This window comes from Achromobacter sp. CSND-B12, from assembly GCF_052906545.1.
Genome location: NZ_JBREGJ010000001.1, coordinates 823,423 through 846,705 on the forward strand (window position 1 = coordinate 823,423; position 23,283 = coordinate 846,705).

Below are 23,283 nucleotides of genomic sequence, written 5' to 3' on the forward strand. Positions count from 1 at the left end.
GGGAAAAACGGCGGCACGGACCGGGCGATTCTGCGCATGGGTGCCTAGACCGTCTGAAGCGTCATCGACTGCGCTTTTTCACAAAAATTTCATATTTCAGGTTTTGGACGCGGCGGCCGCGACCTGCGGCGGACTCAGCTCAGCAGCACGATGCCGCCGGGCAGCGACGTGACCTGGGCGCCGTACACGTCGCGGATCAGCAGCGCGGCATCGGCCAGCTGGTCCAGCGAAAAGCGCGCCTGCACCAGGCTGCCCGCCAGGCGGTCGCCCACCAGCACGATGCGGCCGGGGCGATAGCGGTTGATCTCGTCGACCACCTGCGCCAGCGGCACGCCGTTGAACTCCAGCACCCCGCGGCGCCAGGCGGTGACCGCGTCCAGGTCCACCCGCCGCGGTCCGCTGGCGCCGGCCGCGCCCAGCACCACCTGCTGCGCGGCGGTCAGTTCCAGCGAGTCCTGCCGCGATGTGACGCGGGCGCTGCCCTCCAGGCAGGTCACGCGGACCTGGCCGTCGGTGTAGCGCACGTTGACGCAACCCGACGTGGCGTTGATCCGGCCGGCGCCCGCCGTCAGGCTGACGGGCTGGCCGGCCGTCGCCAGCTCGACCTCGCCGGCCAGCAGGTCGATCTGCTGCGCCTGGCCGCTGCGCGACAGGTTGATGCGGGTCTGCGTGTTCAACTGCACGCTGGCATCGCCCGCCAGCGCCACCCGGCGCTGCTCGCCGGTGCCGCTGCGCACGTCGGCGGTCAGTTCGTCGACGGCTGGCCACAGGCCCAGCGGCGGCTTGAACGCCAGCCACGCGCCGCAGGCCGCCACCGCGCCGCCCAGGAAGGCGCGCCGCGCCGGCCGCGCGCTGCGGCCGCGGCGCGCCTGCGCCGCCTGGACCTGGCGCGCGGCCGGCGCCAATTGCTGCCAGGCGCTGCGCGTTTCCTTGAAGATGCGGGCGTGCTCGGCGCTCTGTCCGCACCAGCGGCGAAAGGCCTCGCCATCGGCCACGCTGGCCTGGCCCGAAGCCAGGCGCACGACCCAGGCCTGGGCCTCGCGCTTGAGCGCGGCCGCGGGGTCGCCACCGGGGCGGGAGCGTCTGAACAGGGGTGTCATATAGCTAAGACGTTTCCCGGGGCCGGGGACCGTAGCGCTGGACATACTTTTTTTCCAATTTCTCGCAACAGTGCTCCAGCCCCGCGCGCAATTCCTTTTCCACGGTCCGCACCGAGATGCCGAAACGTTCGGCGATCTCGCGGTGCGGCACGTCGTCCACCCGCGCCGCGATCACGATCGCCTGGCGCCGGCGCGGCAGTTCGGCCAGCGCCGCTTCCAGCGCCTCGACCTGCTGGCGGCCCTCCGCCACCTGCGCCGGGCCGGCCGCCTCGTCGGCCATGTCGTACAGCTCCTCGATCTCGGCCATCGACAGGATGCGCGCATTGGCGCGGCGCTGGTCCTCGGCGATGTTCGAGGCGATCTTGAAGAGATAGGCGGCTGGATACTCCACCGGCGCGGTCTCGGCCAGGCTGTCGACCCGCAGCCACGCTTCCTGCATGGCGTCGTTGGCCAGGTCTTCCGACCCCAGCCGGATGCGCAGGCGCTTGCGGAATTCCTGGTACTTGGACAGGAACAGGTTGCGCAGGGCGTCGCCGGTCATGGCCATGCGCGTCAACCCGCCGCGCCGGCCAGGCGGCAATCGGCCCGCGGATCCGGGCGCGGCGCCAGCACGATGGTCACCGGCTGCGGCAGGTCGGCCGGCGGCGGCGTGTCCATGATCAATCCCGCCAGCACCCCGGCCAGTGCCTCGTCGCGGCGCGCGTCGCCGGTGCCCGCCAGCACGCGGGCCTGGCGCACCACGCCATTGCGCCCGATCCACAATTGCAGCGAGGCGCGGTAGCGGCCGAACTGCGCGCCGGTCCATTGGCACAGCGCGCGCGTCACGGTGTTCTGCAGCACGCCGGCGTAACGCGTCACGGCGCCCGCTGGCGCGCCGGCGGCCGGCGCGCGCGCCGCCGCGGGAGCCGCGGCCTCCACCAGCGTGAACGCCGACGCGCTGGTGTAGCGCGCCTGCAGGCCGGTGCCGGCCAGCAACTGGCGCAGCGCCTCGCGCGGCGCCAGGCGGCCGCGCACCGCGGCGCCTTGCCGGCCCGCCGTCACGCGGCTGGTGACCAGCACCGCCATGCCGGTGGCCTGGGTATACGCGGCCAGCGCCGCATCCAGCGGCTGCGCGGCGATGTCGAACGGGATCAACGCGGTTTCGGCGGCCCGCTGCTGGGCCAGCGCGGCCGGCGGCAGCATCGACAGGCCGAGCGCGAACCACCATGCGAACGCCCAAGCGGCCCCAGGCGCCTGCGTGACTGTCATAACACCCCGATGTCTCTAAGATGGCGTGGCGACTGCGTGCCGGCGACGGCCGGACGCAGGGCGGAAGCGGCATGGTAGCGGCCGCATGTGACGGTCGGGTGACGCCCGCGTGACGATCGAGGCCGCATCGCCCGGCAATCGTCATGTGCGCGTCACCCGCGCGCCGTCCGCCCTTACATCGCCAGCCGACTTTTCTCGATCGGGCTGAGCGCGCGCATCTCGCTGTCGTCCAGCGTCCCGGCCCCCAGGACCTGCACCGCGCTGGCGGCGTCGTAGCCGGTGGCCGGCCCCGGCGCCGCCGGCCGGGACGCGCCCGCCAGCGGCTCATCGCCGTGTCCCAGGATCTGCACGGTGATCACCGATGGCAGGTTCCGGCGTGCCTGGCTTTGGGCGCGCTGGACGGAATCCTGCGCGGCGTTGACCGCGGAACTGGCGGCGGCACTGGCCGACGCCAGCGCGCCTGTGTTGGCCGCAGCCGCCACCGGGACGCCCTGGCTGTCGCCCTGGGCCTGGATGTTGGCCGCGTTGACCACCTGCAAGGCGGCGATGTTGACGTTGCCCGAGACCCGGATGCCAGCCTCCCCCGCGTCAATGGTGCCAAGCGGGGCGTACAGGTCCACATCGCCTGCTGGCACCTCGGGCAGCGGCGCCAGCGTCGCGATGCCCGCGCCCGTGCTGGGCGCGGCGGGCGACAGCGTCACATTGCCGACGCTGTCGTAGACACGTTTGGGAGGTGTGTACAGCACACTGGTCTTGGAACCACGGCCCGCGTTGATGTCCCCCTGCGCGGACCAGGCGGTGATGCCGCCGCCGAACGTGGTCATGACGCGGCTCTGGCCCAACAGGATGCTGCCCAGCGCATACAGCTGGATATCGCCTTCGCCCTGTGTAATGATGCCGGCCGTGGCGGGCGGCGCCGCGCCTTCCACGCCGAACACCTGCTGTCCGCCCGGCGTCAGCAGCTGGATGTCGCCGCCGAAAGCGGTGCGGATACCGGCCGCGCCATACAGCGTGAGATCGCCCTGGTAGGCACCGGGCGCGGTATCCGGGAACAGCGCCGCGATGGCCTGGCGGCCGCGCAGGTAACTGGCGCTGCGCGGACCTGACTTGTCGTTGTATTCGCGGCCGCCTGCGCGCAGTTCGGCAAAATACACCTGGCGCGCAAAGATCCGCTGCTGCTCGGCGGGCAAGGCGTCGAAGTAGGCGCGCGCCTGCTCGCCGCTGCCCGCGAAACCGTAGCGCTGCGTCAACCACAGCAGCAGTTCCGCCTCATAGGTCTTGAAGGGCAGGCCCTGGTCTTCACGCGGCCGGCCGGCATCGGCCAGCCGCGCCGGATCCAGGTAGCGCGCCAGGAACCCGGCGTAGTCCGGCCCGGCCGCGCCCACCCCCGCCTGCACGGCGATCGACGCTCCCGGCCGCGGATCGCCCGGCAGCACCGGGCCGAGGCTGCCGATGGCGGCCCGGTCGGCCATCAGCACGTGGCGGCCCGCCGTGACCTCCAGCACGCCCGGCCCCGCCACCTGGAACGTGCTGTACAGGATGTCGCGGCCCGCCGCGACCCGCGAAACATCGAGCCCGTCCCGATGCAGGAACAGATTGCCGCTGGACACACCGTCGCCGATCCCGAAGGTATAGCCGTTGCTGGTGGGCACCGCGGTGGGCTTGCCGATGTCGGTGCCCGAGGCCACGATGTCCCGTCCCGCCATCATCCAGACCGGGCCGGCGGCCTCGAACCAGTTCAGGCCGGCCTGCGGCCCCTGCGCCACGCTGATCAGCTCGCCGCTGCGCAACCCGACGATGTCGCCGTCGCGCGCATATAGCCGCGTCACGGCGTTGGAGCCGGCGGCGCCCGCGGTCGGTGCGCCGAAATGGAACAGGGGGTAATGGATACCGCGCGTCGCGGCGCCACCGCCGGCCCCCTGGTTGCCCAGCAATACCGCATCGCTGGCCAGGGAGTCATAACCGGCGAAGGCGGGGTTGCGCACGCTCGCCATCACGGTCGGATCGGCGCCGGATCGATTGATGGCGTAGCCGCCAGCGTAGATCGAGTCGCCGGCCAGCAGTTCCAGTTGGCCGCGAGCGCCCGGCGCCAGGGTAAGCGAATACGGCACGCCATCGATTTCGCTGTTCAGGTAGCCCGCGGACGCGCCGGCGTAGACGCTGCCGTCGTAGGCGGTGGCGCGCAGTATCGACGGATACAGATAGCGCGCGTCCGAGGCCGACGTGTTGCGCCCCGTCTGCAGCGGTGAATTGCGGGCGCTGTGCGCGGTCTGGCGGCTGGGCGCGAGGTTGCCGCCAGCGCTGGCCAGTTCAATGGCGGTGCTGTCGGTCCACATCGAAAACCAGCTGTAGCCGCCGCCCGCCAGCGCGGTGCCGTCGGGCAGCCGGAACGGCGTGCTGTTGGGCACTGCGACACGGCCAGGGTCGCCAGCCCCGCCCAGCACCAGGTCGCCGCGCGTATCAACGCGCATGACCGCGTCGCCAGGCATCAGCACCAGCCCCCCCGTGGCGCTGGCCAGGGTGGACGTGTAGGGATCGTAGCCGCGGCTTTCCTTGGCGTCCTGCAGGGTCGCGTTGTTGCCATATTGCAGCGCCAGGCCGCCCACCGCGCCCGCCGAGAGGCGCACGCTGCCTCGCAGGTTGATCAGGGCGCCCTGCAGGTCCAGGGCCGGGTCGCCATAGAAGGGCTTGGCGCCCGTCGTCGTCGACACCAGTCCGCGCGCGTTCTGGGTCGGATTCAGCCGGCCGCCGATGCGCACGTCGATATCCCCGCCGCCGGTCAATGCGAGGGCGCCGTCGGCGGCGACGCGGCCAGTGCTGCCCACCGCAACGACCAGGCCCTGGCTGCGCGGGTCCGAAGCGGTGCCGCGCGCGTCGATATTGCCGGCGTCGCCGTCGGCGCGCACGCTGACGTTGCCGCCGCCCAGCGCGCCAAATCCGGTGAAACCAGCCAGCAAAGGCGTGCCATCCTTGAACGAAGCAGGGGCCTGCGTATAGCTGCCGAAGTTGATCCACCATGCCGTGGGTGTGTCACCGCCGTTGGCGCTGCCCGTGCCCTGGCGCCACAGCCAGTTGCCGACGCCGACGCTGGGATCGATCACGCGTCCCTCGAGGGAGGCGGGCACGGTCCTGCCCCATACGTCGCCGCGCAGCGCGCCGCCGGCATACAGGTCGAGATTGCCGCCCGCCTCGGGATACCAGGCCTGGTAGGCGCCGTCCGCCACGAACGGCTCATAGGTCGAGGCGTAGGCATCCCCCAGCACCGTGCCGCCATAACGGCCGCGCGACAGCAGGTAGGCCGGCGCCACGTCGGCCGCTTGCGTGCCCGCCGTGTAGACGCCATAGGCCGACCGCAGGCTGATGTCTCCCCCCGCCGCCAGCGCCAGATCGCCCGTGCCCGTGCGCAGCACGCTGAAGTTCTGCGTATGGTTAACGATCGTCAGGGTGGTCTTGTTCGCGACGCATTGATCGGGAAATGTCTTGCACAGCGCCAGGTCGCCATCGGCCACCGGCTCGCCTCCGGGGAACCCCAGCCAGTTGTCCTCGGCCCACACCCAGGGCGGCGGCGGCACGCACAGGCCGGGCGTGACATCGCACAGCCACTGCATTTCGTCCGGCACCGGTTTGCCCGGTTCGGCGCCGTAATCCGGCGCGTCAGGCCCCCACACCAGCCGGGCGTTGCCCTGCTCCAGACTGACGTTGTAATGGCTGTCGGCCAGCGTCAGGTGGCCTGCGCCCGGCAGGACGCGGCGCGGATCGGCCGCCTCCAGGTCGGCGCCCGCCACCAGCTGGACCGACCACGACTGGCTGCCGGCGGGCAGCATCGGCGCCAACGCCCAATTGCGCCGCTGCGCCGCCGTGGCGTCCGGCCGCAATGGCACGTATTCGGTGCCGGCCGGAAGCACCAGCTTGGCCTGCGACGGGATCAGCGCGCCCAGCTTGAGCGTGATCGTGCCCGCCAGACGCAGCACGTTGGCCTCATTGCCCTGGGTGGTGTGCAGGTTCGGCAGGGCCACGTCCGCCGGCCAGGTGAACGCCTGCAAGGCCGTGCCCTGCGCCAGCAGCGTGCCCGCGCCCAAGCGCGTCCCCGCAGGCAGTTCCACGGCCTGCGCCAGCACGGTGCCGGCCCCGTACAGCAACTGTCCGGCCGCATCGCGCACGTCCCCGGACACCACCGTGCCCGGGGCCAGCGACAGGCTCTGGTCCAGCACCGCCTCCACCGGCAGGCGCGTCCCCGCCGCCAGCGTGGTCGCCTGCAAGGGCAAGGGGTAATTCAGGGTGCGCCCGCCCGGGAACTCGGTGCCTTCGGCCAGCTCCACTCCCCCGCGCGGCAGGACCACGTCACCGCCGAAGGGCTGCGTCCCCGGGGTCAGGATCCAGCCGTTCTCGTCGTCCGGCGACGCCGGCGGCGGGGCGAAACCGTCGTTGATGCTGCCATATACATCCAGGTTGCCCTTGGCCCGCAGCACCAGCGCGCCCGCCTCGCCGGAGCCATACGCGGCGCCCAGCGGCGTGCGCGGATTCAGGCTGGCATAGCGATAGCCCGACAGGTCCAGGTCGCCTTGCACGACCAGGTCGCCGTCCGCACTGCGGCTGACGATCTCGACGCCGGGCCGCAGATGGAACACGTCGCGATAGACGGCATTGTTCAGGCCGGCGAGCTTGCCGCCGAGCAGGTTGCCGTTGGCCAGCGCGCGGCCCATGAAAGCCGCACTGTCGGCATGCTTTTCGTTCAGGTAATCCTGGTCGATGATCTGGTATTCGCGCCCGCCGCTGCGCTCGGCGGGATCACCGGGACGGGCATCGTCGTAGCGCTGCGTGGCGATCAGCGTGATTGCCTTGGCGCCCTCGATGGCCAGAGGTCCGCGCGCCTCGATGGCAATGTCGCCATATGTGGCGGCGGCATCCGGCGCGCCGCCCCCGTTGATGCCGGCGTTGCCGGCCGCATCGACGCGCGGCGCCAGCAATTCCAGCGTGCCGCGCGCGGCGCCATCGTGCTGCCCCGCCGCCGTGCCTTGGGTGGCCGCCGTGCCATGGCGCAAGTCGATGCGCGCGCCCCCGGCCAGGGTCAGCACGCCCTGGCCGGCATTGAGTTCGACGACGGCGCGGTTGGGCGCGTCGATGATCTTGCCGTAGCTGTCCACGCGCAGCAGCGTGCCGTGCGCATCGAGCACGGCGCCGGACGCCAGCGTCAGCCCTTCGCGCGCCGCCAGCCGGATGCGGCCGACCCGTTCGCCGCTGGCGTCGACACGGCCCGCCACGGTCAGGTGGCCGCCGTCCAGCGACAGATTGATATCGTTGGCGCGCAAGGCGTCGCCCACCGTCAGGTTGCCCTGCTTGATCTGGAAACTGCGCGCGCCGCTCACGCCGCCCTCGTTCAGGCGTTGATTCAGGGCGTCGAAATCGGCATCCAGCGAGCCCGCCGCGCCCAGGCGCTGCGCGCGAATGTCGATGCTGCCGGCCCGATACGGCACCAGCGTGCCTGCCGCGTCGTAGCGCCCCGACGCGCCGCCCAGTATGCGGCCGAGCAAGGCCACCTCGCCGCCGGTCGGGGACAGCGCCACCGCGCGCAGGGCGCCGGCGTCGTTCTCGCGCGCCGACAGGTCGATCAACGCTCCGCTTTCCTGGCGGATGGCGCCCAGGCCGCTTTCCAGGATCAGTTCGCCGCCCCAGCTGTAGCGCCATACGTCGTTGAAGGCGATGGCGCGGCCCGCCAGGTCCAGCGTGGAGCCCGCCCCCAACAACACACTGTCGCGCCCCGTCAGCGTCAGCTTGCCGCTGGGCAGCACAATGGCCCCGTCGATCCGCACGTTCGCCCCCGTCAGGCTCAGCTCCGCGCCCAGCGCCTGAACCGGCGCGACCGGCGCGCCCGCCGGCGCCACGACCCGCACGTCGCCACCCGCGATGAAACGGTTGACGGAGCCGGCGACACCGGTCAGCAGCGGCGTGTTCACCGTCAGGTCGCCACCGCTGTACGCGTAGCCACCGCTGCCATAGGCGCCTTGCGACTGGTACACCGCCAGGCTGCCGCGATGGTTCGCGGTGACGCGTTCGCTGGCATTGAGCACGACAGCGCCGAAGCCCAGTGCCAGGCGGGCGTTGTCGTCCACGCCGTTGGGCTGCGCCCCCTGGCCGTAGCCGAACTCGATGCGCTCGGCGTCAATGCGCAGGGTGCCCCGGCCGGTGCCGGCGCCGCCCGCCGCCACCGCGCCGGGCGCCTGCGTGGCCCCGTTCCAGACCAGATGCCCGGTGCGGATGGCGGCCTCGTCGCCGCTTTCACCGTAGCCGTACAGGGCCGGCGTGCCCAGCGCCAGTGTGGCCAGGCTGTAGCGGCCGCTGGCCGGGTCGCGCGTATCGAGCGCCACGGAGCCATAGAAATTGATGGCGTCGCGCGCGGTCAGCGTCAGCACTTCGAGCCCCGGCGCGCCGCTACTGACATCGCCACGCAGGAGCCGGGCGAGAATTTCCTGGTTCAAGGTCAGGCCGCTCGGCAGCACGCCACGCACCGCCGCCTGCTCCAGCGCGGTGGCCGTGCCGACATTGACTGCGCCGACCGCCAGCGTCAGGTTGCGGGTTCCGTAGCGCACCGCCTCGCCCAGGTCGAACACGCCATTGACCGCCGCGGCGATGGTGCCTTCGGAGTACAGCCCCGTTGCCGAGGGACACGGCACCGCCGCGCAGGTGCCGATGCGGATCGACCCGGCGGCCTGCGCGTCGGGCGCCAGCACATCCAGGCGCCCATTGGACAGCGCCAACAGCGCCACCGCGCCAGGCTGGAAGGCATAGCCCTGCGTCGAATCCACCGACGGCGCGCCGCGTCCCAGCGTCGACAGCCCCGCGCCGGCCTCGACTTCGATCTCGCGCGACGAGACCAGGATCTCGGGCGTGGCCAGCTGCGCACCGGACCGCAGGATCACCCGCTGCGCGCCGCCCTGGAAGGTGTAGAAGCGGCCGCCCTGTCCATACTCGACCACCGGCAGGGCGCCGATCACCAACCGGTTGGCACCCAGGGCCGCCAGCGCATCCGCCTGCACCGATGCGCCGCCAAAGCCGGCGCTCGGCGCCTGGCCGGCCGGCAGGATTTCCACCTGGCTGCTGCCGCCGTTGAGCGCCGCGGTGCCGGCGAAACCGCCCGCCGCCGCCCGGAAATCGGCAACGCCGTCAAAGCGCAGCGCCTGGCCGTCGGACGTCCCCGGGAATATCGTCAGCCGCAGCGTGCGCGCGTCGGCCGGCAACATCGCGCGCGGCACGCCCCGCCTGACCGCGTCGGCACGCACGAAGCTGGCGTAGCTGGTCTCGTTGTATTGCGAATAGGTTCGCAGCACGGCGGCCGGCGTCAGGATCACCTGGCTCGGCAAACTGTCGGTCAAGGCCGTGCCGGCAGTGGACAACGTGCCGCTGGCCGCCCATGACAGGTTGCGCAGCCGCATCGGCGCGATGGCCGGCCCCGCGGCCGCGGCGCCGTTGATCTCGACGCGGAAGGCGCCCGGCAACAGCGCGAAGGTGGAAGGCATCAAGGTATAGGTGCCGGCCGGCAAGCCGGGCACGCCCGCGCCCACCGTGATCTGGCGCCCCACGCCCGGCCTCGACGCGCCTGCCTCGCCGCCCGCGGGCGCATAGCCGGGTTGCGCGCCCGGCACGATGGCATAGACCGGATGGTCCGCCAGGGCCGGCAGGAAAAAACCGCCGTCGGGCGTGTTGCGCACCAGCGGAAAGTAGCGCGCATCGGTCGAACCGCCGCGGCCCGACACGAAGCCAGCGCCGGCCAGTTCGCCGCCGCCCGACAGATCCAGCAACGCGCCCGGCGCCGCATCCACGTCGCGAAACGCCAGCGTGATGCCGGTGCGCAGATAGGCGCCCTGCTCGAAGCCCGTCGCCCCGCCCACGCCGACCAGCGCCACCTCCTCGCCCTGGAACCGGTATGACACCCCATCCGAGGTGCCGCCGTAAGGCATCACCAGGCCGGCGCCGCTGACGGACGTGACGCTGCCCGGCAGCAGGGTCAGGCGCCGTGTCCCCAACCGTTCGCTCAGGTCGCCCAGGACGATCGCGCCCAGCGGGGCCCGCAGCACGCCACCCTGCTCGACGCTGGCGGCGGCCAGGCGCAGCGTGCCGAACGCGGAATACGGCACGGGCGGCAATGCCGCGGCCGCGTCCACACGGCCGACGCGCAAGGTCCGCGCCGGATCGAACACCAGTGCGCCGGATGCGAGGTCGCGGGTGTGGCCGGCCAGCACCTCCGCATCAGCTCCCGTGGCCGGATAGAGTTGCGCGGCGACCAGATCCAGGTCGCCGCGCGTCCACAGGCGCGTGCGCGGCTGATCATCGTTGGGGGCCAGGAAGCGCATGTCGCCGCCGCTGCGCAGCTCGACACGGTCAAAGCCTGGTCGCGTCACCACGAGCGGCGTGGCGCCGGCGACTTGGATCTGGCCCTGGGTGCCAAAGGACAGGCTGTTGCCGACCTCCAGCAAGCCGCCGGCACGCACGGTGAAGTTGCCCGCCCCCACCGTGGCCGCATCGCCGAACAGCACCCGGGGCCGCGTCAGGCCATTGGTGGCGAAGTATCTGCCCGGGCCCGACAGGCGCACATACGGGGCCGACAGCACCACCCGGCTGTCCGCCGCGTCGGCCCCCGTCGCCAGGGAAAACGCGCCGGCATAAAGCCGCAGACTGCCCGCGGCCGCCAGGTCGACCGCGCCGTCAAAGGACATCAGGCCGTTGGACAACAGGCCGATGTGATCGAAGCCCGCGCCGGCCAACACGCGCGCCAGGTCCAGCCGCGCCTGGCCATAACGCGGCTCGCGCGCGGCGGCGCCGCTCGTCAGCACTAATTCGCGCGGCACTTGCACCGCGGCCGTGGCCGTATCACCGCCCCATAGGCGGTACAACGGCGTTTCCAGCGCGATATCGAGCGTGCCGCCAGCGGCCCCGGGGCCTCCCGCGCGCGCCGCCAACTGGCCGTCCAGCTGCAGGCCCAGGTACGAACTGAGCGAAATCCGGCCGCCATCGCGGTCCAGCCGCAGCGGCCCGACGCCCTGCACGTCCAGATCCACGCTGGCGCCCGAGGCCTCCAGCCGCGCCCCGGGCCGCACGATCACATAGGCATCGGAGGAGGTCGCGGTGGCGCGCTCGTGGTCGATTTCCCCGCCGATGACGATGGCGCCGCCCTGATCCGCCACGCCGTACCTGCGCCCGCGCGCGTCCACGCCAGCCTCGGCGCGGCCGGCGACATCCAGCAGCGCCTGCTCTCCCACCAGAATGGACCGGTCGTGGACCCGTCCGCTGGCGGTTTCCACCGACTCGGCCACGTCGATATCGCCCAGCCGCAATTGCCGGATGTCGATCCTGCCGCCGGCGGCGCTCAATGCGCCCAGCACCGTGATCTGGCCCGCGCCCCGCAGCCGCAGGGTCTGGCCGGGGTCGACGGTGACGCGCGCGCCGCGGCCGATCGTCAGCGCCGCATCGACGTCGGCGCCGGCCGTCGCCAGGTTGCGGCCGCTCTGCAGTGACAGGCTGGCGCCGCGACGGCGCGTGATCGTTGCCGCCACCGGATCATGCTGATAGACCGGCGGCAGCCAGGCTTGCAGCGCCACGGCCGGCCGCGAGCCGGTCGGCACTTCGGCCGCATCGGCGCCGGGCCGGTAGACCGGCATCGCGACGTCGATGCGCGCGTCGTCGGCCACGGCCAGGCCTTCGCTGCCCGCGATCTGGTAGCGCGAAAAGCCGCGCTGGAACAGCGCCGCCTCCAGCACCAGCGCGCCGTCGCCCGCCGCGCCGGCATCGCCGAGCACCACCTTTGGCGCCGTTACCGCCAAGGTGCCGCCGCCCTCCACCCCATAGCCGCGCAAGTCGGCCGCCAGGCGCAAGCGGCCGCCTGCCGAACCGTCGGCCGCCAGCGTCTCCAGCGTGATGTCGCCGCCCCTGCCACCGGTCAGCTTGCCCGGCGCGCGCAATGCGGCGCCCGAGCCCACGTCGATCGTGCTGCCCGCATCCAGCAGCAGATCGCCGCGTCCTCGCACCGACACGCTGCCGCCATCCAGATAAGCCAGGGCGCCGGCCTGCGCCGGCGCCAGATTGCGCCACAGCCCCGACGCGTCCAGGCGGGCGTTCGCGCCCAGCGCCACGCGCTCGTCCGCGCCGTTGCCGCCCGCCAGGGTGTCGAGCATGCCGGTCGGCGTGGCCTGCGTCATGACGCTGCCCAGGCGCAGCGCGCCCCCGCGCGCGCTCAACGTGGCGTCCACCGACACCCGCTCGGCAAACAGCGTGATCTCGCCGCCGGGCGCCACCGCCAGGTCGGCGCGCGCGTCAATGTCGGCGGCGGCGATCCTGACGGCGCCCAGGCCCGACGCGCTCAACCGTGCGCTGTCGAGCAAGAGGTTGGCGCCGCGGTCCGCGGGCAGGGCGGTGTCCAGTTCCAGGCCGCCGGCGATGGCCGCCACCCACCCGTCCAGCACGACGCGCGCGGCGGTGTTCTGATTGCGTTCCAATGTGTACCGCAACGCCCCGGTGCGCTTGTCGTAATAGGGCGTGTAGGCGCCCACCACCAATTGCGCGCCGCGCGCCGCGGCGCGTTGCGATTGCTGGTAGCCATCCAGGTCAGAGCGCGCGGCGACGCTCTGGCGCTCGCCCAGGAAGGTGGCGCCGAGCAGTTCACCCTCCAGCACCGCGCCGCTGGTGCCCACCAGCAGCCTGCCCGCATCGCGGCCCACGGTATAGCCGGTCTCGAATCGCTCGCGCGGGGCGAGCAGCGGGTTGTAGAAATACCGCGTCTGGCCCCAGCGCGCGCTGCGCGCCTCGTACCCCAGGTACAGGCCGGCATAGGCCAGGTCGCCCGGCGCGCGCGACACCTCATACAAGCGGCCGTCCGCGCCTCGCAACCAGCTCTGGCGGATCATGCCGTCCTGCACGTCCAGGGTGCCGCCAGACAGATTGATGGACGAACCGGCGCGCGTCACCACGTCGCCGCCACTGAACTCGACATTGCCGCCTTGCGCCATCCATTCGCCGACCGCGTGCGGCCGCGTGCCGAGATAGCCGCTCACTTCCAGTAGCCCCCCCGCCGTGTACCAGCGATCGGTGGCATAGCCGTTGGTTCCCGCCGGCACCCACACCAGCTCGCGCAGATCCACCCACACATCGCTGCTGTTGAGCTTGCCGCTGTCGCGATTGAGCGGGGCGTCGCGCTGCTCGTTGCCCTGCACGTTGATTTTGATGTTGTTGTTTTCCATGGCGACGGGCACGCCCACCGCGCCGGCCACGTCCAGCACCGCGCCGTCGCGCAGCAGGCTGCGCCGTGCGGCGTGGACCACGATCTGCCCGCCCGTGGCCAGCGTCATGGAATCCGCCGCGAAATCGACCGTGCCGCCGCTGCGGATTTCCACGCGGGACAGGTCGCGCCGGTCGCTGCCTGCCGCGGCCATGGGCGCATCGGTCTGCGCGCCCAGGGGCACGCGCAGGCCATCGCGCTGGCTGTCCAGCGCCAGGTCGCCGCCCCGATCCAGCAGGATCGCCGTGGCGCTGCCTGCGGCCAGCGTGATCCGGCCATCCGCGCCCGCCGCGGCCAAGTGCAGGGTGCCGCGGGCGTTCACCGAAGTGCTCGACAACAGCACACCGCGCTGCGCCACCTCGGCGCCGGTCAATGTCACGTCGCCCAGGGCGGCCTGGATCAGGCCGGTGTTTTCGACACGGCCCGTCGCGCCCGCGGGCGTCACCTCGTTGCCCCGGGTGGTGGACAACTGATTGCCCGCCGTCCCCTGCCCGCGCTTGATGACGAAGCTGTCGCCGGCCGCCAGTTGTGCCTGGCCCCCCGGGGTATCGATCGTGCCGGCGTTGACGGCCTCCTTGCCCAGCAGCAGCACATAACCGCCGCCCGTGGTCGAGGAGGCCGGCGTCGAGGTCTGGAGGCGCGCGCCCGCCTGCACCTCGATGCGGCCGGCGGCGTCGCGGAAAGTCGGCTGGCCATTGTCGCCATACAGGCCATTGCCGCGGAACTGCGCGTCGCTCATGGTGGCGGCGGCCACCACCAGGTTGCGCGCGTTGACCTGGCTGGTGCCGCTGAAGATCACGCCGTTCTGGTTCACCACCAGCACCGTGCCGTCGGCCTGGATCGCGCCCTGGATCTGGCTGGGCCGCGCCGACGCGCCCACCACCCGGTTCAGCACCGCGTCGTCGGCCTTTTGTTGGAACCGCAGCGTGGTGTTGCGGCCCACGTTGAACGTGTCCCAATTCAGGATGGCGCGCGACTGCGTTTGCTCGATGGTCACCAGCTGGCGCCCGCCCTCGGTGCCGGTGCGCGGCTTGTTGGCGCCTTCCCATTTGGCCTGCGCGCCCTCGGCGATCCACAGCCCGCCCTGCGCCAGTCCGTCCGGCACGGCGGCGCCGTTGGCCGCCGCGGCCGCGCGCGCCGCCGCCTGCGCCGCCTGCTGCGCGGCCACCGCCGCGGCGGTGCGATTCAGGTTGTCCAGCGAGCGCTGCAACTGCTGGCGCGACTGCGCCTGCTGGCGGGCGCTGTTGCCGATGCCGGCCAGGCTGCCGTCGGGCATGCGGCCGGTGCGCTGCGCGGTCGACTGCACCGCGCCCTTGTCCGCGAACCAGCCCGGGCTGAAGGCACGCGCCTGGGCCTGCGCCGCGCCGCTCCAGCCGCCCGCCACCAGCAGCACCGCCAACGCCTGCGTCACCGGTGTCGGACGCCAGCGCGGACGGCCGCGCCCCGCCTTACGCGCCCTCAATGCCCTACCGCCGCGTTGCGCCAACCGTGTCTGCATGATCGTCCTTCCTCATTCCTATCGGGGTGTCGCCACCTGGAACAAGACAGACGGATGGAAAAATGCCGACCGGAACCCTGTCATAAATAATTCATGCAGTTTCCCGGCCCGACATTGGTGGCAGCTCAGGACAGCAACACCACGCCTCCGGGCAATCGAGTCACCTCGGCGCCGTAGGCGTCACGAATCAACTGCTCGGCGTCCGCCACCTGCGCCAGCGCGAAGCGCGCCTGCACCTGGCGCCGGCCCAGCCGGCTGTTGAGCAGCACCAGGCGGCCGCGACGATAGCGGTTCAGTTCCTCCACCACGTCCGCCAGCGGCACTCGATCGAACACCAGCCAGCCGCGGCGCCAGGCCGTTACGGCCTCGGTATCCGCCGCCACCGGCGGCATCACCCGCTGGCCGTCGTAGCGCAGCTCCTGCCCGGCGGCCACGTCATACGCCCCCAGCGCGTGCGCCAGCCGCAAACTGCCGGACAGGCAGCACAAGCTGGCTTCGCCGTCGAGATAGCGCAGGTTGAACCGCGCCTCGCGCGCGGTGATGCGGCCGGCGCCGGCCACCACCTGTGTCGCCGGCGCCGCCGCTTCGCCACGCGCATTCAGCGGCCGGCCAACGCGGACTTCGGCCTCGCCCGCCTCCAGTTCGATCACCGCGCCGGCGTCGGGCGCCGAGCGCACGTTGATGCGCGTCTGAGTATTGAGCTCCAGTTCCAGCGCCTCGCCCAGCGCCACCCGCCGCTGCTCGCCGGTGGCGGTGCGGTAATCGGCGCCGAATTCTCCCAGGCCGGGCCACAGTCCCAGCGGAGGACGCCAGGCCAGATACGCGACCGACGCCGCCACCGCGCCCCCCAGGAAGGCGCGCCGGCCCGACGGCGACGGACGACGCGGCGCGGCCCATGCCTTCGCCTCTTCGCGCACCGCCGGTCCCAGCGCCTGCCACAGGCGCTTCTGTTCGGCGAACGCGGCCTCGTGGCGCGCGTCCTGGCGCAGCCAGGCGCGGAATGCCTGCGCATCGGCCTCGGTTGCGGCGCCCGAAGTCAGCATCAACAACCATTCGCGCGCATCGCGGTCATGCGCCGACGCCTCGCCCTTGCGCCTTCCTGGCAGCCCCGTCAGCGTCATGTTTCGTCTTCCTCGCCGGCGCGTCGCGCTGGCTCCTCCTGCGCTTGCAGCACCTTGCCGCAATGGACCAATGCGCGCTTGAGCTCCTTGGACACGATGCGTTCCGACACGCCATAGCGCCTGGCGATCTCCGCATGCGGCACGTCGTGCACCCGGGCAGCCAACAGCATCTGCTGGGTGCGCTCGGGCAACTGGCGCAAGGCGCGACGGAACGCGTCGATCTGGCTGCGGCCTTGCGCGATGCGTGCCGGATCGGCGGCTTCGTCCGTGCCGCCGATCAGCTCGCTGATCTCCACCCCCGTCAATAGACGTGAATCACGGCGGCGCTGGTCCTCGGCGATGTTCAGCGCCACCCGGAACAGATAGGCCGCCGGCTGCTGGATCGACGAACTCGCCGGCAGGTCGTTCACTTTCAGGAAGGCTTCCTGCATCGCATCATGGGCCAGGTCATCGGACCCCAGTCGGCGCCTGAGCTGGCTGCGGAAATCGTTGTAGCGCTCCAGGAACAGCGCGCGCAGCGAGCCCGGCGACCTGTCATCCCGCATGGCCCGCCCCTCGCGGCGCGGCGCAGTCGTCAGCGCCACCGGCCCGCAGCAATATCGTCACCGGCTGCCGCATGCCGGCGGGCAATGGCCCGGCCGTCACCCCGCGCAGCGCGGTCTCCAGCTGGCGATTCAATGGCGCCGATCCCGTGTCCGATACCCAATCCACCCTGTCAACGCGCCAGGTCTTGTCGAACCAGAGCTTAACGAGGGCGCGATAGCGGCCCGGCTCGGCCCCCGAGCCCCTGCACAGCGCCTGTTTGAGCGCGCCTTGCAGCGCGGCCGCGTAGGGCGTGTCTCGCAACCGCGCCGCGCTGGCCGCGCGCACCGCCGGCGCCGTGTGCGGCGCGGCCACCAGCGTGAACGAATGCGTGCTGGCATAGCGGATCGCCAACGGCGCCCCCGCCAGCAGCCTGCGCAGGGCATCCCCGGGGGTATAGGTGCCTATCACCGCGGGCGCGTGTCGGCCGGCGGTCAAGGCGGTGTCGACCAGCACCGTGCGGCCGCTGGCCAGGCTGTACTCCGCCAGCGCCTGGTCCAGCGGCTGCGCGGCAATGGCGAATGCCATCTCGCGCGGCGGCGCCCCGGCGCTGCCCGCGCCGGCCAGCGCCCACATCCCCAACGCCAGGCAGGCGCGTCCCATCCAGCCCCCGCCCGGCGGACAGGCAAAGGTCATGGACGCCAACATGGAGGAAAAATGCCAGGCATTGCCGTTGTCGCGAGTGCCGGCGCACCCGCCTCGAAGGAAAGGCGCCATGCTAGGACGCGTGAATGACGCAATCGTGACACGCCACATGCACGCGACGCCGGCCCGCCACGCAATCGTCACCTGCGCGCGATCATCTGTCCCTATACTGATGGCACGGTGGCCACTGGTCGCCGGGCCTTTTTCCAAGGAGCCCGCATGCGCATCCCTTGCCCCTTTCCGCACCGCGCCGGTCTGCTGTTGCTGGCCGCGCTGGCGCTCGCGCCCCTGACGGCGGGCGCCCAGACCGCGCCCGCCGCGCAGGCCACGCCGGTGCCGCCGCCCGCGTCGACGGCCGGGCCCGCGCCCGGCGGCGCCTGCATCGAGACCGAGGTCAACGGCTACCGCGCCCTGTCGTATGGCTGCCTGAACCAGAAGATGGCGCCCGACGCGGCGCCCAGGCCGCCGCCCGCGCTGGGCTCCGAAGCCATCACGCAACGGCCGCCCAACCAGATGGGCCTTCCCACGCCCGCCACCATCGGCAACCGCATGGGCAACACCTTCGGCACCTCGGCCTATCCGCAGCGGCCGACGCCGTAGGGCGTCTTCAGCGCCGCGCGTTCAGGCGGTGCGGCTGATGAAATAGATCTTCTTGACGAAGGTATCGACTTCCCAGCGGCCGGTATAGCCCTCCGGCATCACGAAGGCCTCGCCCACGGTCAGTTCGTGCACGGTGCCATCCGGGTCAACCAGGCGCGCCGCGCCTTCGACGATGTAGCCGAATTCGATATAGCCGGTGGTGTTGGACTGGAAACTGCCGGCCGTGCTCTCCCACACGCCGGCCTCGGCGCGGCCGCCGTTGCCTTCGAACGCGGTCACGGTGCGGAACGCCGCGTCGCCCGAGAGGGGACGCTTGGGCTTGCCGGGCACCGGATTCTTCATGGGGCCGGCGTCGATGCGGACCAGCCGCGATTGATCATGCTTCACTGCGCTTTCCTTGGAGTTCAATGCGCCGCTACCACGAGCACCTCGGCCGCGCCGCGGCTGACCGTGCGCATGCGATGCGGCAGTTCGGAATCGAAATAGAGCGAATCGCCGGCGTCCAGGCGGAACTCGCGTTCGCCGACCTGGACCTCGATGGCGCCCTTGAGCACCAGCAGGAATTCCTCGCCGGGGTGCGGAAACACCGCGGCCGCGTCGGGAAACTCGCGCGGCGGGTGCACGATGAAGGGTTCCATGGCCTTGACCTTGCGGCGCCCGGCGAGCGATTCGTAATGGTATTCAGTGCCCAGGTCGCGCCGCTGCAGCGCTTCGCGATCGGCCACCCGCACCAGGCTGACGACCTCGTCCTGCGCCGCGCCATCGCCGCCCACCAATTGCGACACGCCCACGCCATAGGCTTCGGCCAGCCGCAGCACGGTGGAGATCGAGGGCTCGCTCAGGCCCCGCTCCAGCTTGGACAGATAGCTCTTGGTCAGGCCCGTGCGCTCGCCCAGCTGTTCCAGGGACAGGGATTGTTGGCGGCGCAGCGCGCGCAGGCGGTGAGGCAGGTCGATCATGGGCGGGAAAATGGCGGAAACGACCGGTAAGCATGCCCGAAACCCGTCCGGCCGTCGAGTCGGCCTCCCCTGCCCATCCGGGGCGCCATGACCGGCCCGCGCCCCGGGGCGGACCGCGCTACGCGCCCAGCACGTCCGGGTGCTGGCGCAACGCCCGCCGCGCGTAGTACGAAAAACCCACCTGCGAGCGCTTGGGCGTCAGGATCCAGTCGTGCGCCTCGCGCCCCAGCGCCGGCGGAATCGGCTGGATCGTGCCGGCCGCCATCGCCAGCAGCTGCATGCGCGCGGCGCGCTCGAACTGCAGCGCCAGCACGCAGGCCTCTTCCACCGAGCCCGCGGCCACCAGCATGCCGTGGTGCGACAGCAGGATGGCGCGCTTGTCGCCCAGCGCCGCCGAGATGATCTCGCCTTCCTCGTTGCCCACCGGCACGCCCGGCCAGTCCTTCAGGAACGCCACGTCGCCATACAGCGGGCAGTTGTCCATGTGCGAGACCTCCAGCGGCACCTCCAGCATCGACAGCGAGGCCGCGTGCAGCGGGTGCGTGTGGATGATGCAGTTGACGTCCGGCCGCGCCCGGTAGATCCAGGAATGGAAACGGTTGGCCGGGTTGGGCATGCCGCCGCCTTCCTGCACCCGCAGGTCCTCGTCCACCAGCAGCAGGTTGCCGGCTGTGATCTCGTCGAACCCCAGGCCCAGCCGCTGGGTGTAGTAGCGGTTCGGTTCCGGCGCGCGCGCCGTGATCTGGCCGGCCAGGCCCGAATCGTGCCCGCCGTCGAACAGGATGCGGCAGGTCAGCGCCAGGCGCTCGCGCAGCGTCCAGTCGGGCGTGTCGAACTGGCGCTGCATCTCGGCCTTGGCCCGCGCGATCAGTTCATCCTTGCCCAAATGCATCGTATCGGCCATCTTTGACTCCTTGCTATGCCGTTTCCAACAACGGCGTAAAACCCGGCAGCGCGCGCATGCGCGCCAGCCAGGCGTTGATGTGGGGAAAGGCGGACAGGTCGTAGCCGCCCTGCTCCGCCATGCTGGTGTAGGGATACAGCGCGATGTCGGCAATGGTCGGCGCCTCGCCTACCAGGAAGGCGCGGCCCGCCAGATGGTCCTCCATCCACGCCGCCGCGCGCATGCCGGCGCGGCGCCACTCGACCATCGCCGGGTCATCCACCCGCGCCGTGCCGCGCAGGTGGATCAACAGCCGCGGCTGCGCGAAGGCGTGCATGTGCTGGGTCTGCTCGAAGCTCAGCCAGCTGGCCACCTGCGCCTGCGCCAGCCGCCCCTCGGGCAGCCACGGCGTGCCCCGGCCCAGATACCACAGGATCGCCTGCGACTCCGCCAGCCACACGCCTTCGGGCGTGCGCAGCGCGGGCACCTGGCGCCACGGATTGATGCGGCCGAAGGCCTCGGTCTCCAGGTCGCCCTGCACGATATCGAAGGTGCGGCGCGTCAGCGCCAACCCCATGTAACCGCAGGCCAGCCGGATCTTCCAGGCATTGCCCGAACGCAGCGTATCGGCCAGTTCCAGCGGCTGTCCCGCCAAGGGATGCGTGGTCATCGTCAATCCATCCTGATATCGGCGCGCTTGACGATCTCGGCCCATTTTTTCTTTTCGGCCGCGATGAAGCGCTGGTATTCGTCCGGCGCGCCGGTGTACAGCTGCGTGCCCTGCGCCGCCAGCCTCGCCTTCAATTCAGGCGAGGCCAGCGTCTGGCGCAGCGCCGCGTTGAGTTTTTCCAGCACCGCCGGCGGCGTGCCGGCCGGCGCGAAGAACGCATTCCACGAGCTGATCTGCAGCCCCGCGTCGCCAGCCTCGCCCGCGGCCGGCACCTGCGGCGCCGACGGCAGGCGCTGGTCCGCCGCCACCGCCAGCGCGCGCAGCTTGCCCGACGCCACGTGCGGCATGATCACCGGACTGGCATCCATCACCACGTCCACCTGCCCGCCGATGGCTGCGTTGACCGCTTCGCTGCCGCTCTTGAACGGCACGTGCACGATATCCACGCCCGCCGTCAGCTTGAGCAGTTCCAGCCCCAGGTGCGGCGAACTGGCCGTGCCCGCCGAACCGAAATTCAGCTTGGCCGGGTGCACCTTGGCGTACGTCACGAAGTCGGCGAAGTTCGCCGCCGGCAGGTCGCCGCGCACCGCCAGCAGATAGGGCGAGCCGGACACCAGTCCGACCGGCGCGAACTTGTCGGCGTCGTAGCTGAGCTTGGCGTAGATCAGCGGATTCACCACCTGCGTGCCCACCGTGCCCATGAAGATCGTATACCCGTCGGCCGGCGCCGTCGCCGCCACCTGCGCCGCGATCACGCCGCCCGCGCCGGGCCGGTTCTCCACCACCACGCTCTGGCCGAGCGCATCGCCCATGCCCTTGCCCACCTGGCGCGCCACGATATCGGTGATGCCGCCGGCGCCGAACGGCACCACCAGCCGGATCGGATGATCCGGAAACGCGGCCTGCGCGCCGCTACCCGCCCCTGCGGCCACCGCCAGCGCGGCGGCCATGATCATGCGCTTCATAGGATTCCCCTTGTGTCCGCCGCTGGATCGCGGCTATGACACAAAGTGTCCTATAGAGCATTGATTTTCCGCAAGGGAAATGTGATTGGGGGAATCCCTGAGCGGCAGGAATAAAGTTCGCCTTTTTTGTTGAAGTTCGCCGCCTTGATGCAGGTGTCCGTGAATTCGAAGGACAACAATCCAGACGGCGAAAGGCGGCTAGCCTCCGCCCCATCAGCGCCAAGAAAGCGAAAAAAATCGCCCTACCGCCGGCGATCTGTTGAGCAATGCCATTCGCCTTGGAAAGGGTTATATGGATCGCAAGACTAGGCCATGCTTAGCTGGCCCGGGACGCTCGGCCGAGAATGACTGTCATTCAACTGCTCGTGCCGCCATACGCTCACGATGACCCTCGAATTGCGTGCCGAGCCAAACGTGTCCGCGTAGCTGTTGGCACGCGCGACCAGGCGAAAGACGATCCCCATGTCCTCGGCAATGCCCTCATCCACGGCCCACAGGTTGTTGGATCGAACCCTCCACACTCCCCTCATCCAACCAGGAAGTCGGCAACGCGCCGGCTCTGGCCGCTGTCGCGCTGAACGTGCCCCATTGAGCGTTCAAGCGCGGCGCGATGAGCTGACTGGAGATACTTGCAATAGCTCGGTCGTGCACCGGAAAATATCAGCCGCCGGCTGCATGAAGGCGACCTTCTTCCGGTCGCTGTTCGACGTGCGATTAGGCCTCGTCAACTCGCACCTATGCAGTCGGTCCATACGTGTTGGCTCCGCTCCAGCATGTTAACGCGAGCGATGTTTGCTAAGGTAGTCCAATACGACAGCAACCACTGCCTCTGGTTGCTCTGGCAGCAACGCATGCGCGGCATTGGGAATCGTGACGTTGGTCACCCGATCGCCCAGACGATCGCTCAATACCCGCGCGAAGCGTTGCGGCGCGATCACGTCGTATTGCGCCTGCAAGTTCAGGATGGGTGCGACCCCGCCCGAAAAGAAATCGTCCACGGGCGTACGCTTTTGCGCGAGCGTCTGCATGGTCAATAGCCGCGTGTTCCATCCTGTCAGCCATACACTGGCGTCATTGCCCGGCGCAAAAAATACTTCTTGCAGGCTCCTGAGACGCACGTCCGTGGGAAGCGACGTGTCTCCACAACGTTCAATAACCGCCCGTGTTTCATGGCTGATCGGCAGTCCCTCAAAGCCCTCGGGCACCTTTCCAGCAGAACCTGCCAGCAGCAACAGCGCGCGCACCAAGTCCGGGCGGTCAGACGCCAGCGTTCTTGCAATCCAATTCCCATGCGCATGGCCCAGGATGAATGCTGGACCGGCGTTCTGGCTTTCCACGACCGCGGCGATATCCTCCGCCCAATCGTGCAAGGTTTTGTCTTCCAGCGGGCCCACACTGCGTCCATTTCCGCGCGGCTCCGGCCGCAGCACCCGGTATCCCGCGGCGGCCAAAGGCGTTGAAATCTCTTCCATATCCACCGCGCCTCGACCGAGCGAGGGCAGCATGACAAGCAAATCCCCCTGCCCTTGCGCATACACCTCGATACGAACGCCATTCCCACGTTCGACAAAGAATGCGCTTGTTGCGCAAACATCAGATTTATCTGCTTCGGCTTCTCGTTCCATGCGAGACTGTTGGACAACCGATTCCATTCGCGCTCCTGATTGCATTTAAGATTTTCACTTCTGAAAAGAACCCGCGCTTAGCACTCTAGGCGCTCGCCAAGCATCCATCCAATATTGAATT

General features: G+C 70.6%; 14 protein-coding genes. 1 reads left to right on the forward strand and 13 read right to left on the reverse strand.

The genetic code is table 11. The features are described 5' to 3' along the window. Positions 1-134: 134 nt before the first annotated feature. The 7 genes from ACUTAG_RS03670 to ACUTAG_RS03700 all read right to left on the reverse strand — a co-directional run bounded on the left by ACUTAG_RS03670 (position 135) and on the right by ACUTAG_RS03700 (position 17,451). Entirely contained in the window at positions 135-1,100 is a 966-nt protein-coding gene (locus ACUTAG_RS03670; RefSeq protein ID WP_107315758.1) for a FecR family protein, read from the reverse strand. Between the two features lie 4 nt (positions 1,101-1,104). After that, positions 1,105-1,641 carry an RNA polymerase sigma factor gene (locus ACUTAG_RS03675; protein WP_238921031.1) on the reverse strand — a complete coding sequence of 179 codons (537 nt, stop codon included), beginning with the start codon at positions 1,639-1,641 and terminating at the stop codon, positions 1,105-1,107. Between the two features lie 11 nt (positions 1,642-1,652). After that, on the reverse strand, positions 1,653-2,348 hold the full coding sequence (locus tag ACUTAG_RS03680) for an STN domain-containing protein (RefSeq protein ID WP_054447339.1): 696 nt from the start codon (positions 2,346-2,348) through the stop codon (positions 1,653-1,655). A gap of 173 nt (positions 2,349-2,521) precedes the next feature. Next, on the reverse strand, positions 2,522-15,112 hold the full coding sequence (locus ACUTAG_RS03685) for a filamentous haemagglutinin family protein (protein WP_446649991.1): 12,591 nt from the start codon (positions 15,110-15,112) through the stop codon (positions 2,522-2,524). A 125-nt stretch (positions 15,113-15,237) separates the two neighbouring features. Next, entirely contained in the window at positions 15,238-16,233 is a 996-nt protein-coding gene (locus ACUTAG_RS03690) for a FecR family protein (RefSeq protein ID WP_058664861.1), read from the reverse strand. Then, positions 16,230-16,778: an RNA polymerase sigma factor gene (locus tag ACUTAG_RS03695; protein ID WP_020928616.1), complete on the reverse strand. Its 549-nt coding sequence runs from the start codon at positions 16,776-16,778 to the stop codon at positions 16,230-16,232. Before ACUTAG_RS03695 ends, ACUTAG_RS03690 begins: the two co-directional genes overlap by 4 nt. Next, a complete protein-coding gene (locus ACUTAG_RS03700; protein ID WP_446649992.1) occupies positions 16,768-17,451 on the reverse strand; it encodes an STN domain-containing protein in 684 nt (227 codons plus the stop codon). Before ACUTAG_RS03700 ends, ACUTAG_RS03695 begins: the two co-directional genes overlap by 11 nt. A gap of 228 nt (positions 17,452-17,679) precedes the next feature. Here ACUTAG_RS03700 and ACUTAG_RS03705 point away from each other — a divergent pair, with 228 nt between their 5' ends. Further along, positions 17,680-18,060 carry a hypothetical protein gene (locus tag ACUTAG_RS03705; protein WP_054436995.1) on the forward strand — a complete coding sequence of 127 codons (381 nt, stop codon included), beginning with the start codon at positions 17,680-17,682 and terminating at the stop codon, positions 18,058-18,060. A 21-nt stretch (positions 18,061-18,081) separates the two neighbouring features. On the opposite strand, the gene ACUTAG_RS03710 is transcribed toward ACUTAG_RS03705, so the two are convergent. From ACUTAG_RS03710 to ACUTAG_RS03735, 6 genes are all read right to left on the reverse strand, one after another. After that, entirely contained in the window at positions 18,082-18,447 is a 366-nt protein-coding gene (locus tag ACUTAG_RS03710; RefSeq protein ID WP_006384946.1) for a cupin domain-containing protein, read from the reverse strand. Between the two features lie 17 nt (positions 18,448-18,464). After that, positions 18,465-19,019: a helix-turn-helix domain-containing protein gene (locus ACUTAG_RS03715; protein ID WP_020928619.1), complete on the reverse strand. Its 555-nt coding sequence runs from the start codon at positions 19,017-19,019 to the stop codon at positions 18,465-18,467. Positions 19,020-19,137: 118 nt separating this feature from the next. Next, positions 19,138-19,923 carry an aldolase gene (locus tag ACUTAG_RS03720; protein WP_148318641.1) on the reverse strand — a complete coding sequence of 262 codons (786 nt, stop codon included), beginning with the start codon at positions 19,921-19,923 and terminating at the stop codon, positions 19,138-19,140. Between the two features lie 13 nt (positions 19,924-19,936). Continuing rightward, entirely contained in the window at positions 19,937-20,572 is a 636-nt protein-coding gene (locus ACUTAG_RS03725) for a glutathione S-transferase family protein (protein WP_024069669.1), read from the reverse strand. Between the two features lie 2 nt (positions 20,573-20,574). Continuing rightward, positions 20,575-21,537 carry a Bug family tripartite tricarboxylate transporter substrate binding protein gene (locus tag ACUTAG_RS03730; RefSeq protein ID WP_148318639.1) on the reverse strand — a complete coding sequence of 321 codons (963 nt, stop codon included), beginning with the start codon at positions 21,535-21,537 and terminating at the stop codon, positions 20,575-20,577. A 776-nt stretch (positions 21,538-22,313) separates the two neighbouring features. Further along, the gene (locus ACUTAG_RS03735) at positions 22,314-23,189 is read right to left on the reverse strand and encodes an alpha/beta fold hydrolase (protein WP_223821449.1); all 876 of its coding nucleotides are present in this window, start codon (positions 23,187-23,189) and stop codon (positions 22,314-22,316) included. Positions 23,190-23,283 lie beyond the last annotated feature (94 nt).

Coding starts and splice junctions, on each gene's coding strand:
- ACUTAG_RS03670 (WP_107315758.1), bottom strand. CDS start 1,100: ATGACACCCCTGTTCAGACGCTCCCGCCCCGGTGGCGACCCCGCGGCC.
- ACUTAG_RS03675 (WP_238921031.1), bottom strand. CDS start 1,641: ATGACCGGCGACGCCCTGCGCAACCTGTTCCTGTCCAAGTACCAGGAA.
- ACUTAG_RS03680 (WP_054447339.1), bottom strand. CDS start 2,348: ATGACAGTCACGCAGGCGCCTGGGGCCGCTTGGGCGTTCGCATGGTGG.
- ACUTAG_RS03685 (WP_446649991.1), bottom strand. CDS start 15,112: ATGCAGACACGGTTGGCGCAACGCGGCGGTAGGGCATTGAGGGCGCGT.
- ACUTAG_RS03690 (WP_058664861.1), bottom strand. CDS start 16,233: ATGACGCTGACGGGGCTGCCAGGAAGGCGCAAGGGCGAGGCGTCGGCG.
- ACUTAG_RS03695 (WP_020928616.1), bottom strand. CDS start 16,778: ATGCGGGATGACAGGTCGCCGGGCTCGCTGCGCGCGCTGTTCCTGGAG.
- ACUTAG_RS03700 (WP_446649992.1), bottom strand. CDS start 17,451: ATGACCTTTGCCTGTCCGCCGGGCGGGGGCTGGATGGGACGCGCCTGC.
- ACUTAG_RS03705 (WP_054436995.1), top strand. CDS start 17,680: ATGCGCATCCCTTGCCCCTTTCCGCACCGCGCCGGTCTGCTGTTGCTG.
- ACUTAG_RS03715 (WP_020928619.1), bottom strand. CDS start 19,019: ATGATCGACCTGCCTCACCGCCTGCGCGCGCTGCGCCGCCAACAATCC.
- ACUTAG_RS03720 (WP_148318641.1), bottom strand. CDS start 19,923: ATGGCCGATACGATGCATTTGGGCAAGGATGAACTGATCGCGCGGGCC.
- ACUTAG_RS03725 (WP_024069669.1), bottom strand. CDS start 20,572: ATGACCACGCATCCCTTGGCGGGACAGCCGCTGGAACTGGCCGATACG.
- ACUTAG_RS03730 (WP_148318639.1), bottom strand. CDS start 21,537: ATGAAGCGCATGATCATGGCCGCCGCGCTGGCGGTGGCCGCAGGGGCG.
- ACUTAG_RS03735 (WP_223821449.1), bottom strand. CDS start 23,189: ATGGAATCGGTTGTCCAACAGTCTCGCATGGAACGAGAAGCCGAAGCA.